Source organism: Lactobacillus crispatus (assembly GCF_018987235.1).
In the GTDB taxonomy this organism is placed as follows: Bacteria; Bacillota; Bacilli; order Lactobacillales; family Lactobacillaceae; genus Lactobacillus; species Lactobacillus crispatus.
On record NZ_CP072197.1, the window covers coordinates 1,453,894 to 1,466,117 of the forward strand.

General features: G+C 38.6%; 14 protein-coding genes and 1 pseudogene. All 15 read right to left on the minus strand.

What is annotated here, in order from left to right:
• Position 1: 1 nt before the first annotated feature.
• Entirely contained in the window at positions 2–991 is a 990-nt protein-coding gene (mreB, locus tag J6L97_RS07025) for a rod shape-determining protein (protein WP_013086112.1), read from the minus strand.
• A 99-nt stretch (positions 992–1,090) separates the two neighbouring features.
• A pseudogene (locus J6L97_RS07030) lies at positions 1,091–1,246 on the minus strand (DUF1146 family protein); the annotation flags it as partial.
• 66 nt (positions 1,247–1,312) lie between these two features.
• Positions 1,313–1,753, minus strand: a complete 441-nt coding sequence (locus J6L97_RS07035) for a F0F1 ATP synthase subunit epsilon (RefSeq protein ID WP_023488076.1) — start codon at positions 1,751–1,753, stop codon at positions 1,313–1,315.
• A gap of 11 nt (positions 1,754–1,764) precedes the next feature.
• Positions 1,765–3,204: a F0F1 ATP synthase subunit beta gene (gene atpD / locus J6L97_RS07040; RefSeq protein WP_035443063.1), complete on the minus strand. Its 1,440-nt coding sequence runs from the start codon at positions 3,202–3,204 to the stop codon at positions 1,765–1,767.
• 33 nt (positions 3,205–3,237) lie between these two features.
• Complete coding sequence (locus J6L97_RS07045; RefSeq protein WP_023488074.1) at positions 3,238–4,200, minus strand: F0F1 ATP synthase subunit gamma; 963 nt, start codon at positions 4,198–4,200, stop codon at positions 3,238–3,240.
• 10 nt (positions 4,201–4,210) lie between these two features.
• Positions 4,211–5,722: a F0F1 ATP synthase subunit alpha gene (gene atpA / locus J6L97_RS07050; RefSeq protein ID WP_054832882.1), complete on the minus strand. Its 1,512-nt coding sequence runs from the start codon at positions 5,720–5,722 to the stop codon at positions 4,211–4,213.
• 14 nt (positions 5,723–5,736) lie between these two features.
• The gene (gene atpH / locus J6L97_RS07055; RefSeq protein ID WP_023488072.1) at positions 5,737–6,285 is read right to left on the minus strand and encodes an ATP synthase F1 subunit delta; all 549 of its coding nucleotides are present in this window, start codon (positions 6,283–6,285) and stop codon (positions 5,737–5,739) included.
• A complete protein-coding gene (gene atpF, locus J6L97_RS07060) occupies positions 6,285–6,794 on the minus strand; it encodes a F0F1 ATP synthase subunit B (RefSeq protein ID WP_023488071.1) in 510 nt (169 codons plus the stop codon). Before atpF ends, atpH begins: the two co-directional genes overlap by 1 nt.
• Positions 6,795–6,845: 51 nt before the next feature.
• Positions 6,846–7,070, minus strand: a complete 225-nt coding sequence (atpE, locus tag J6L97_RS07065) for a F0F1 ATP synthase subunit C (protein ID WP_054832885.1) — start codon at positions 7,068–7,070, stop codon at positions 6,846–6,848.
• A 29-nt stretch (positions 7,071–7,099) separates the two neighbouring features.
• Positions 7,100–7,813 carry a F0F1 ATP synthase subunit A gene (gene atpB, locus J6L97_RS07070; protein WP_035443070.1) on the minus strand — a complete coding sequence of 238 codons (714 nt, stop codon included), beginning with the start codon at positions 7,811–7,813 and terminating at the stop codon, positions 7,100–7,102.
• 122 nt (positions 7,814–7,935) lie between these two features.
• On the minus strand, positions 7,936–8,565 hold the full coding sequence (upp, locus tag J6L97_RS07075; RefSeq protein ID WP_005718766.1) for a uracil phosphoribosyltransferase: 630 nt from the start codon (positions 8,563–8,565) through the stop codon (positions 7,936–7,938).
• Positions 8,566–8,652: 87 nt separating this feature from the next.
• Complete coding sequence (locus tag J6L97_RS07080; protein ID WP_023488069.1) at positions 8,653–9,654, minus strand: L-threonylcarbamoyladenylate synthase; 1,002 nt, start codon at positions 9,652–9,654, stop codon at positions 8,653–8,655.
• A 5-nt stretch (positions 9,655–9,659) separates the two neighbouring features.
• On the minus strand, positions 9,660–10,505 hold the full coding sequence (gene prmC, locus J6L97_RS07085; RefSeq protein WP_013086109.1) for a peptide chain release factor N(5)-glutamine methyltransferase: 846 nt from the start codon (positions 10,503–10,505) through the stop codon (positions 9,660–9,662).
• A complete protein-coding gene (prfA, locus tag J6L97_RS07090; RefSeq protein ID WP_005718763.1) occupies positions 10,498–11,586 on the minus strand; it encodes a peptide chain release factor 1 in 1,089 nt (362 codons plus the stop codon). Before prfA ends, prmC begins: the two co-directional genes overlap by 8 nt.
• 16 nt (positions 11,587–11,602) lie before the next feature.
• Complete coding sequence (locus J6L97_RS07095) at positions 11,603–12,202, minus strand: thymidine kinase (RefSeq protein WP_005718762.1); 600 nt, start codon at positions 12,200–12,202, stop codon at positions 11,603–11,605.
• Between the last annotated feature and the right edge of the window lie 22 nt (positions 12,203–12,224).

Genomic DNA, 12,224 nt, shown 5'->3' on the forward strand with positions numbered 1-12,224 from the left:
CTTAGTGACGTTGATGCTTTTCAATATTTTTAAGCAAAGTACCAGTTCCTAAAGCTACTGCTTCCAATGGATGATCAGCAATTAAAACTGGAACTTGCAAATAATAAGAAATCAACTTATCAATATTCTTTAATAGGGCTCCACCACCTGTTAGCATGATTCCGCGATCAATAATATCTGCTGAAAGCTCTGGTGGAGTTGTTTCCAATACTTCTTTAGCTGCTGCAATGATTGACATCAAGCCTGGTTCTAAAGCCTTTTGAATCTCTGGTGCAGTAACTGTAGTCTGCTTAGGCAAACCATCAACTACGTCACGACCACGAACAGTAATTTGTTCATCTTGGTCTGGTTCAAAGGCGCTACCAATTTCAATCTTAATTTGTTCGGCAGTTCTAGAACCGATTAACAAATTATGCTTATTCTTAATGTAACTGATGACAGCCTGGTTCATCCGATCGCCAGCATAACGTAATGATTGAGAAGTTACAATTTCACCCATTGATAAAACTGCAACGTCAGTGGTACCACCACCGATATCAATCACCATATTACCTTGCGGTTTAAAAATATCCAAGCCTGCACCAACAGCCGCAACTTTAGGTTCAAAGTCTAAATAAACCTTGCCGCCACCAGACTTTTCAGCTGCCTGAATAATTGCTTTTTGTTCAATTGAAGTAACTCCAGTAGGAGCACAAATCAAAATATTTGGCTTGGACATAAAGCCTTTTACATTTAATTTTTCAATAAAGTAAGACAGCATTGCTTCGGTAATGTCAAAATCAGCAATTACCCCATTCTTCAAGGGGCGAATTACTCGAATATTACCTGGAGTTCTTCCCACCATCTCATATGCCTCTGAACCAACTGCAACTACCTTGTTTGTATCGGTATTTACAGCTACAACAGAAGGTTCATTTAATACGATACCTTTACCAGAGACATTGATCAGTACGTTTGCTGTCCCCAAATCAATTCCTATATCTCGTGCCACGATAACCCTCCATAATTATTCATCGTCCATTTTACCATAAATAATCATGACTTTCCTTTACTGTCCTTGTTTTAACACAATCTTTAAAACAAATTACTCAATTGCAATAAATAAATATAATAATTGCGTTTCAAAAACATGGCCTTTACGAATAATTTTATCTAGTTGAATTGCTTTAACTGCTTGAAAAGATAAGCCAATCGCAATCAAATATATAATGATACTAATAATGGCATGAACGCCTAATTGAAACATATATTTTCCTCAATTTTGACAAAAAAAGACGGATGCAGCATTTTGTGCATTCGTCTCTTCCTTCTTCTAGTGACCTTTAGTATTGTACACGCTAATTCTGTTCATTGCTCGTCTTAAAGCAACTTCAGCACGTGCCATAGTTTGTTCGTCATGTTTTTCCCGTGCTTCCTTCAAACGTTGCTCAGCGCGTTGCTTCGCTGCCTCAGCACGAGAAACATCAATGTTTCTTGCGCGTTCAGCACTATCTGCAATAATCGTAGCAACATTATTCGAAAACTCAATATAGCCACCGGAAATCGCAATATGATCAACTACTGAATCCATTTCACGGCTTCGCTTAATCTTAACCTCACTAATAACTAGTGGAGTTAAAAGTGGTACGTGGTTATACATGATTGAACGTTCACCATCAACAGCGCGTACATCAACGATGCTTCCACGATGGGAATAAATCATTCCATTAGGAGTTACAACATTTACTCTAAAAAGCTTTTCTGGATCTGCCATTTGACATCACCCTACTTTTCTAGCAATGCTTTAGCTTCGGGATCACTTGGAGTTACACCCATAGATTGTGCTTTCTTCAAAACATCTTCGATCGGGCCAACACCACGGAAGGCATCTTCTGGTAAGTCATCAAGGTGACCATCCAAAATAAGCTTAAAGCCCTTAATGCTTTCCTTAATTGGAACATATGAACCAGGTACACCAGTAAATTGTTCAGCAACGAAGAAGTTTTGTGACAAGAAGAATTGAACTTTACGTGCACGTGCAACGATCAATTTTTCTTCATCAGACAATTCATCCATACCCAAAACAGAAATAATATCTTGCAATTCGTGGTAACGTTGCAAAACATGTTGAACACGAGTAGCAACTTCGTAGTGTTCTTGACCAACAACTTCAGGGTCAAGGGCACTTGAAGTTGATTCAAGTGGGTCAACGGCTGGGTAAATACCTTGTTCTACCAAACTACGTTCCAAGTTAGTAGTAGCGTCCAAGTGTGCGAATGTGGTTGACGGAGCTGGGTCAGTATAGTCATCGGCAGGAACATAAACAGCTTGAATAGAAGTAATTGAACCCTTCTTAGTTGAAGTAATTCTTTCCTGCAATTGACCCATTTCAGTTGCCAAAGTTGGTTGGTAACCAACGGCACTTGGCATACGACCAAGCAAAGCTGAAACTTCTGAACCAGCCTGAGTAAATCTGAAGATATTGTCGATAAAGAGCAATACGTCTTGTCCTTCAACATCTCTAAAGTACTCAGCAAGAGTCAAACCAGTCAATGCAACACGCATTCTGGCACCAGGCGGCTCGTTCATCTGACCAAATACCATGGCAGTTTTACTTAAAACGCCTGAAGCTTTCATTTCGAAGTAAAGGTCATTACCTTCACGAGTTCTTTCACCAACACCAGTAAATACGGAAATACCACCGTGTTCTTGAGCGATGTTGTGAATCAATTCCTGAATGATAGTTGTTTTACCAACACCGGCACCACCGAACAAACCAACTTTACCACCACGTACATATGGTTCAAGCAAGTCGATAACTTTAATACCAGTTTCAAGGATTTCTCTACTGGTAGTTAAATCTTCATATTTAGGTGCTTCTTTGTGGATACCTTCACGAGGGTGATCTTTTGAAAATTCTGGACCGCCATCAATTGGTTGACCCAAAACGTTGAACACACGACCTAAAGTATCTTCCCCAACTGGAACTGAAATTGGAGCACCAGTATCTTCAACCTTCATACCACGGCGAAGACCATCGGTAGATTCCATGGCGATCGTTCTTAAGACACCATCACCGAGTTCAAGCGTAACTTCAAGGACGATGCTTTCATCCTCTGATTTGATTACGCGCAAGGCATTGTTAATATCAGGTAAATTCTTATCGATTGGGAATTTAACATCGACAACTGGGCCGATTACTTGAACGATTTCACCTTCACTCAAAACATCTACCTCCTTTTCTTTATTACTCTAAGTTTACTCTAAGGCATTTGCACCACTGATAATTTCGGTAATTTCAGTAGTAATTTGTGCCTGTCTAGCACGGTTTAATTTTGTAGTTAAACTTGATACCAAATCATTGGCATTATCAGTCGCACTTTGCATAGCTGTCATTGAACTAGCATGTTCTGCAGTCTTGGCGTCTAGAATGGCACCATAAATTGTTGAACGAGCATACTGTGGCAACAACTTAGTAAGCACACTATTAATGTCTGGTTCGATATCATATTCTAATTCTTTATGTGCTTCAGCTTCTTTTACGCCGATATCCAAATCAACGATTGGCAACATCTTTTCAACACGAAAAGCAGATGATAATGAGTTTACATGGTGAGTATAACATACGTAAAGTTGGTCATAGACACCATTTAAATACATCTTAATTGCAGTTGAAACAATTGGTAAAGCTTCATCAAAGGTTGGCACATCTGAAACGCCATCTTTTTCGTAAACAACATTAACGTTGTTTTTCTTAAAGAATTGAGCGCCGACAGAACCAACGGCTAAAACTTTAACTTCATGTCCTTGTGCACGTTCATCTTCAAAAATGCTCATCATGTTTTTGATGACATTGCTGTTGTAAGAACCTACAAGACCACGATCACCGCTAATTACTAAGAAACCTGTAGTCTTAACTTTTTTGCGGGTTTGAATCATATCAGCAGTAATACCTAAACCAAACACATCAGTATAATCGATCTTCGCAACATTGTTTTTATCGATAGAGATGCTATTTTCACGCAGATTATCTACGACTTGGGAACTGATTAAACGAGAAATCGTTTTACGAACATAGTCGTTATAAACGGTATATTCTTTATCATGATTTTCAGTTTGATTCAATTTTGATGCTGAAACCATTCGCATGGCTTCTGTGATCTTACCGGTTTGTTTTACTGAAGCAATCTTTTTCTTTAACTCAAGTAAAGATGCAGGCATAATCTACCTCCTATTTTTCACTTGGTGTAAAGCTTTCACTGAATTCCTCAACGGCTGCTGATAATTTCTTATCATCAGGCAATTCACCAGTTTCACGAATTGTCTTAAGCAAATCAGCATGACTGCTGTCAAAGTTATCAAACAATTCATTTTGGAAGCGTGCAATATCTTCTACTGGGACAGAATCAAGGTAACCGTGAACCAAAGCATAAAGAATCAATACTTGCTTTTCAACAGGAATTGGATCATGAAGTGGTTGCTTCAATACTTCAACAGTTCTTTGACCTCTGTTCAACTTAGCTTGAGTTGCTTGATCAAGATCACTACCAAATTGAGCGAAACTTTCAAGTTCACGGTAAGCAGCAAGGTCAGTACGTAAAGTACCAGCAACTTTCTTCATTGCTTTAATCTGAGCGTTACCACCAACACGAGAAACTGAGTTACCAGCATCGATAGCTGGACGAGTACCGGCAAAGAACAAATCACTTTGCAAGAAGATTTGACCGTCAGTAATAGAAATTACGTTGGTTGGAATATATGCAGAAATGTCTCCGGCTTCAGTTTGGATAATTGGCAAAGCTGTCAATGACCCACCACCAAGTTTTTCACTCAACTTAGCACTACGTTCAAGAAGACGTGAGTGTAAGTAGAAGACATCACCTGGGTAGGCTTCACGACCAGGCGGACGACGGAGAAGCAAGGAAAGTTCACGGTAAGCGACGGCTTGTTTGGATAGGTCGTCAAATACGATTAATACGTCCTTGCCATTGTACATAAATTCCTCACCCATAGCAGTACCAGCATATGGTGCAATGTAAAGCATAGGTGCTGGTTCACTTGGGCCCGCTTCAACAACAATGGTGTAATCCATTGCGCCAAAACGCTTTAAAGTTTCTACTTGAGTTCTAACGGTTGATTCCTTTTGACCAATAGCAACGTAAATACAAATTACGTCTTGTCCCTTTTGGTTAAGAATAGTATCAATAGCCAAACTAGTCTTACCAGTCTTACGGTCACCGATAATCAATTCACGCTGACCACGACCAATTGGAACTAAGGCATCGATAGCTTTAATACCAGTTTGAAGTGGTTGCTTAACTGATTGACGGTCCATAACACCTGGAGCTTTAGCTTCGATAGGACGAGTCTTATCAGCTTTGATTTCACCCTCACCGTCAACAGGTTGACCTAATGGGTTAACTACTCTACCAATTAAGGCGTCACCAACAGGAACTTCCATGATTCGACCAGTTCTTTGAACACGGTCACCTTCACGAATGTTGTCAAATTGACCCAAAATAATGATACCAACATCATTGGATTCAAGGTTTTGAGCGATACCGTATGAACCGTTATCAAATTTTAACAATTCACCGGCCAATACATCGTTAAGTCCGTGAGCCCGGGCGATACCATCACCAACGTAAGTTACAACACCAACTTCGTTAATGTCGAGCTTATCATCGTAATGTTCAAGTTGTTGCTTGATCAAGGAGCTAATTTCTTCCGCTTTAATGCTCAATGGTTTCACCTCTTTTAATTTTTATCAATTATTTGCGCACGGATCTTCTTCAGTCTATTTTTAACTGATCCATCAATCACGCGGTCCTTCACTTGGAGGACTACGCCGCCTAATATACTTGGATCAACTTTATTCTCAAGACGCACAGCGTTTAAATCATACATTTTAGCATAACTATCACCTAAACGCTTAAGTTGATCATCATCCAGTTTAACTACAGTAGTTGCAGTACCAGTTGCGATCTTCTTTTCATCGTCATAAAGTAAAGCAAATTCATCGATAATATCGATTAAATCAGCAAAGCGGTTATATTCAAGTAACAAATTCAAAAAGCCTCGTACTTCATCTGAAAAATCTTTTTCAACTGCAGTTAAAAGAGACTTTTTATCTTTACTACTTAAAATAGGATCGCTAAGGACACTGATGAATTTAGGATTGGCAACTGCTGCCTTTTTCAATTCCATCATTTCATCGTAAACAGTATCCAGTACTTTATTATCTTGCGCATAACCGAACAAAGCAGTACCGTAACGTGCAGCTATTTCTTCTCTACTTAAAGCCATTAATCATCCAACCCCTTAATAAATTGGTCGACTAAATCCTTTTGGTCTTCAGCAGATAAATTCTTAGCAATTACCTTTTCAGCAATAGCTACAGAAATATCAGCAACTTGATCACGTGCAGAATCCAATGCATCTGATTTAGCCTTAGCGGCTTCTTCATTTGCCTTCTTACGAATTGCTGCAGCATCTTCATTTGCACTTGCTACGATTTCTTTGCCAGTTTTTTGCGCATTAGCTTTAGCGTCAGAGAGAATCTGTGTTGCTTCTTGTCTTGAGTTCTTCAAGGCAGCTTCACGCTCGTTAGCAAGCGTTTCAGCCTTTTTGCGATCACTTGCAGCTGAATCCAAGTCATTAATAACTTTTTGCCGCCGCTTTTCCATCATTTCTGATACTGGACCCCAAGCAAAGTGCTTGACCAATAATATCAAGATGGCAAAACAAATTAAATACCAAAGTGCATTACCTAGGTAAATATGATGTGAGGCTGCAAATAATGTTTGAATAGTCATTTACTGCCCTTCTCTCTTAAATACTTAAATCTTTTAGTTTTAAAAATTTTATTAAAGGAAAAGAATCAAGAAGGCAACAATGATAGCCAAAATAGGAACGGCTTCGATCAAACCAACACCGATAAACATTGTTGCTCTTAAGTTACCTGCACTTTCAGGTTGACGAGCCATACCTTCAATTGTCTTTGAGATAACTTTACCGTTACCTAATGATGCAGCTAAAGCAGCTAATCCGGCTGCAATGGCTGCAGCGAGATATTTAAAAGCTTCTGACATAAAAGTCATAAATTTATACCTCCAAAAATTTATTCTGTAGTAACTTTCTTACCAATGTAAACCATTGACAAAGTTACGAAAACATATGCCTGGATAGAGCCAATGAAGACAGAGAAACCTTGCCAAATCATGGCTAATGGAGCTGCTAGAATCAATGTAAATGGTCCACCAGCATGTGCTAGATCATTACCAATTAATGTTAGCAAAACTTCACCAGCATATATATTCCCATAAAGACGTAATGATAAGGTTAAGAAGTTGGTAAATTCTTCAATTACATTAACTGGAAGTAAAAAACCAACTGGTTGCGCATAATTCTTTAAATATCCGCCTACACCAAATCTTTGTACGCCGAATGTGAACGATAGAAGCAAGGTCATCATTGCAAACGACATTGTCGCTACTGGATCAGCAGTTGGTGATTTAATAAACATCCAATCATCAACTTTGACTTCTAGGAACATTCCCAATTGGTTCATAAACCAAATGAAAAGGAATAAAACGAAAGCATATAATGACAAGTGCTTCTGAGCATCTACATCACTAACATTATCTTTGACGATACCGTTAGTAAAATCGAGTAAATATTCAAAAACATTTTGTCTTTTGTTAGGTTTCATTTCAACTTTTCTTGAAAGCCAAATGCAGATAAATAAAACTGCTAAAGCCATTAGCGTTGAACCGATAATACCAGAAAGTTCAAAATTCAAGCCCATGAATTTAAAAACAAATGATTTCTCCATTACTTCGTGACCTCCCTTCTCGTGCTGAATAAAACTCGAACACGTAAATCATCTTAACACCAAAAAAGGTCTTTGTGTAAAATGAAAGCGCATTAGAGAAAATATTTTTCTAAAAAGGACGATTACTTAGTACCAAATAGTCTGTCACCAGCATCACCCAAACCTGGGAAAATATAACCATTATCCATCAATTTATCATCTTCAGCAGCTGCATAAATGTCAACGTCAGGATTTGCTTCTTGAACTGCCTTAATACCTTCTGGAGCAGCTACCAAAACAGCAAGCTTAATTTCCTTAACACCACGCTTCTTCAATGCAGCAATGGCATCATTAGCTGAGCCACCAGTTGCAAGCATTGGATCAACGACTAAACATTCACGTTCAGCAATATCCTTTGGAGCCTTGAAGAAATATTCATGTGGCTTCAAAGTCTTTTCGTCACGGTACATCCCGATAACGGCAATCTTAGCTGAAGGAACCATTTCAAGGACACCATTAAGCATCCCCATACCGGCACGTAAAATTGGCACAATTGTCAACTTCTTACCAGCAATTTCCTTTTGGACAGTCTTACCCATTGGTGTTTCAATTTCAACATCTTCAAGTGGCAAGTCTCTAGTGATTTCATAAGTCATTAACCCACCAATTTCACCAACAATGCGACGGAATTCATTTGAACCCGTATCTTTGCGACGAATAATTGTCAATTTGTGTTGAATCAATGGGTGATCCAAAACTACGAACTTTCCCATATATGCCTCCTATTAACAAATAACATAATTCACTAAACATTTTAATCAAAAACGCAAAGGGTTTAAAGCCCTTTGCGTTTTATTTTTTTATTTATTGAAATGATGTCCACCTGCAGCTTTATTCAATCGATTCATGTAAGCTAAACTTTCTTCACCTTCATGAAATCCTTGTACATAAATAGTTTCGATATCATCTTGATCATCGAAATAGCGCAAGCCACCAAATAAGTTATGATCGGCATCAACTAAATTTTTACCCAGGTCAAATTTATTTGCTTGAGGCAAATTGATTTTAGCTAAAACTGGCGCTAAAGCTGCTACACCAGTTTTTTCATTAAAATCAATTTTTGCAAAATCAGCAGGATCATCAACCACGACTACCGGCTCACTTGGCGCATAATGACGGTATTTCATCCCCGGTGCCTTAGGTATATCTTTGTCTGACACTTTGCCCGTGTTAATTAAAACTTTTTCACCTAAAACTTCGCTTAACTCTTCTGGAGTAATTTCACCAGGACGAAGAACGATTGGTGTTTCTACCGATAAGTCGATAATTGTCGATTCTAATCCCACACGAGTAGGGCCGTCATCAATAATTCCGGCAATCTTCCCTTTTAAATCATGGTAAACGTGCTCTGCAGTAGTAGGACTAGGCTTAGTTGAGGTATTAGCCGATGGTCCTACAATTGGATAACCCAATTTAGCAATTAAATCATGAGTCAATTGATCATCAGGACAACGAAATGCTACAGTATCAAGTCCCCCAGTAACTGCATCTGGCAGAGTTCCTGGTTTAACAAACAATAGCAATGTCAAAGGACCTGGCCAGAAATGTTTAATTAATTTCTTAGCTCTTTCTGGAACTTCTTTAGCATACTTAGCCATCATTTCTTCGTCAGAAACAGTAACGATCAATGGGTTATCGCTTGGACGTCCCTTAGCAGCATAAACGCCCTTCACAGACTTTTCTTTGGTTGCAATTGCACCTAGACCATAGACTGTCTCAGTTGGAAAAGCAACCAATTCACCCTTAGCTAACAACTTAACTGCATCATTGATTTGATCTTTTTTAAAAATCTTCGTTTCCATCGTTCTTATTTTTTCCACCTTCCATGAACCATGCGTGGCTTGCCGGCCATATCTTTTCTAAATTCGATTTCAAAATCAGGCAATTCTTTAGCAAACAATTCCTTCAGTTGTTCTTCTTCGCTAAAACCAAATTCTAAGAAAAATTCTCCATGGCTATTCAAATGCTCACGCACTTGCTTAGCAAATTTCTTATAGAAGTCTAGACCATCTTTGCCAGCAAAAAGAGCTTCTTTAGGTTCATTTTGCAAGACATTTTCATCCATTGCATTCTTTTCGCTTGTCTTAATATACGGCGGATTAGAGATGATCTTATCAAACTCTTCTAAGCCCAACAGCACGTTGGCTTTACGAGTAGTTACATCAAGATCATAAGTTAAAAAGTTTTCCTCACTTGTTCTTAAGGCAGTATCCGTTACATCACTAGCATATAAAGTTAAATCTGTAATGCCTTTCTTCTGTGCTTCTTTAGCTAAAGCCACGGTAATACAGCCAGAACCGGTACCCAAGTCAAGGACTTGATCACCTGATTTAAGTGTCTGCAATGCCCATTCAACCAATTCTTCAGTTTCAAAACGAGGAATCAAGACACCGCGTTGCACCATAATTTTATAGCCCAAAAACCAAGCATAACCCAAAATATACTGTGGAGATATGCCCTTAGCCAATTTTTCGATATCTTTATTGGCCTGCTTAATCTGGTCAGCAGTTAAGTCCATTTCTTGCTTCAGTTCAAATTCACTTGGTGTCAAGCCTAAGCGCTCTGCTAGAACATAATCAACATCCTCAGGACGCGCATTTTCAGCACTCTCACCCGCTTTAATACGCATCTGCTTTAAAGTCATTTTAGGCATTTTGATCAGCCAACTCCTCTAATTGCTTAGTTTGGTTGTAAAGAATTAATGCATCAATAATTTCATCAAGTTCACCGTTCATCACACGATCAAGCTTGTTAATGGTTAAGCCGATGCGGTGATCTGTTACACGATTTTGTGGATAGTTATATGTTCTAATTCTTTCGGAACGATCACCAGTACCAACTGCATTCTTTCTCTTAGCATCGTACTGAGCTTGATTTTGACTTTCATAATAGTCATAAACACGTGATTTCAAAATTTGCATTGCCTTTTCACGGTTCTGTTGTTGACTACGTTGATCCTGCATTGCAACTACAATCCCGGTTGGCAAGTGAGTCATTCTAACGGCACTAGAGGTCTTGTTAATGTGCTGACCACCGGCACCACTTGAACGGTAAACATCAACACGAATATCCTTAGGATCAATATCAATGTCTACTTGCTCATATTCAGGCATAACAGCAACAGTGGCAGTTGAAGTATGAACACGTCCTTGAGATTCAGTTACTGGAATCCGTTGAACACGGTGTGCACCATTTTCATACTTTAATTTCGAATAAACCTTGTCACCAGTAATCATGATTGCCACACGTTTATAGCCGCCAACCTCAGTAGGTTCGGAATCAATCATTGAAACCTTCCAGTTTTGACGTTCAGCATATTTTTCATACATTCTAAGCAAATCGCCAGCAAACAAAGAAGCTTCGTCACCACCGGCAGCACCACGGATTTCCATGATAATATCTTTATCATCGTTAGGATCCTTAGGCAACATCAAAATCTTGATTTGATCTTCAAGCTCGGGAATTTCTTTCTCAATTTCAGAATTTTCTTCCTTAGCCATTTCAATTAAATCAGGATCAGTTTCACTAGAGATAATTTCTTTATTATCTTCAATCTCTTTTTTGTCCTCTTTGTACTTCTTATATTTTTGTACTACTTCACGCAAATCGGCTTCTTCCTTAGAAATCTCCATGTAGCGCTTAGTATCATTAATAACTTCAGGATCAGCCATCATTTCCTGAAGTTCTTCATAGTGAGCTACTAGACCCTCTAATTGAGCCATAACTTTATCCATAAACTAAAAATCCTCTCTATCTTTCAACACCTGGGTGAAAGTAATGATAGCGACAAACAGGATAGTAACTTTCATCGCCACCAATTTGCACTTGTTCACCCTCATAAACAGGCTTGCCATTATTAATTCTCAAATTCATTGTTGCCTTGTGTCCACAATAATGACAAATGGTCTTCATCTCTTCTATTTTATCAGCAAAAATCAATAAATTTTCACTACCTTCAAATAGATGATTTTGAAAATCGTTTTTTAAGCCAAAGGTCATTACTGGAATATTGAACACATCCACAATTTTAGCGCATTCTAAGACATGATGTCTCTTCAAAAATTGTGCCTCATCAATTAACACACAAGCTAGTTTACCATCACCATCAGCAACATCTGCTTTGTTCATCTTTTTAATATAATCAAATAGATTCATATCAGCAGTAATTGGAATTGCTTCTCGGTGAAGTCCAATTCTAGAAGCAACCGTTCCTACACCGCTACGATTATCCAAGCCACTGGTCATTAGGGCAATCTTGCGCCCCTGTGCTTCATAATTGTGAGCTACTTTCAAGATCTCAATTGTTTTGCCACTGCTCATTGCACCATAACGAAAAAATAATTGCGCCATGCTGGCCCTCCCTTTTAACAAA

Excerpts from the sequence above, each read along its gene's own strand:
- prfA (WP_005718763.1), bottom strand. The coding sequence starts at position 11,586 with ATGGATAAAGTTATGGCTCAATTAGAGGGTCTAGTAGCTCACTATGAA.
- J6L97_RS07045 (WP_023488074.1), bottom strand. The coding sequence starts at position 4,200 with ATGCCTGCATCTTTACTTGAGTTAAAGAAAAAGATTGCTTCAGTAAAA.
- atpF (WP_023488071.1), bottom strand. The coding sequence starts at position 6,794 with ATGACTATTCAAACATTATTTGCAGCCTCACATCATATTTACCTAGGT.
- J6L97_RS07095 (WP_005718762.1), bottom strand. The coding sequence starts at position 12,202 with ATGGCGCAATTATTTTTTCGTTATGGTGCAATGAGCAGTGGCAAAACA.
- atpE (WP_054832885.1), bottom strand. The coding sequence starts at position 7,070 with ATGTCAGAAGCTTTTAAATATCTCGCTGCAGCCATTGCAGCCGGATTA.
- J6L97_RS07035 (WP_023488076.1), bottom strand. The coding sequence starts at position 1,753 with ATGGCAGATCCAGAAAAGCTTTTTAGAGTAAATGTTGTAACTCCTAAT.
- prmC (WP_013086109.1), bottom strand. The coding sequence starts at position 10,505 with ATGCCTAAAATGACTTTAAAGCAGATGCGTATTAAAGCGGGTGAGAGT.
- J6L97_RS07080 (WP_023488069.1), bottom strand. The coding sequence starts at position 9,654 with ATGGAAACGAAGATTTTTAAAAAAGATCAAATCAATGATGCAGTTAAG.
- atpH (WP_023488072.1), bottom strand. The coding sequence starts at position 6,285 with ATGGCTTTAAGTAGAGAAGAAATAGCTGCACGTTACGGTACTGCTTTG.
- upp (WP_005718766.1), bottom strand. The coding sequence starts at position 8,565 with ATGGGAAAGTTCGTAGTTTTGGATCACCCATTGATTCAACACAAATTG.
- atpB (WP_035443070.1), bottom strand. The coding sequence starts at position 7,813 with ATGGAGAAATCATTTGTTTTTAAATTCATGGGCTTGAATTTTGAACTT.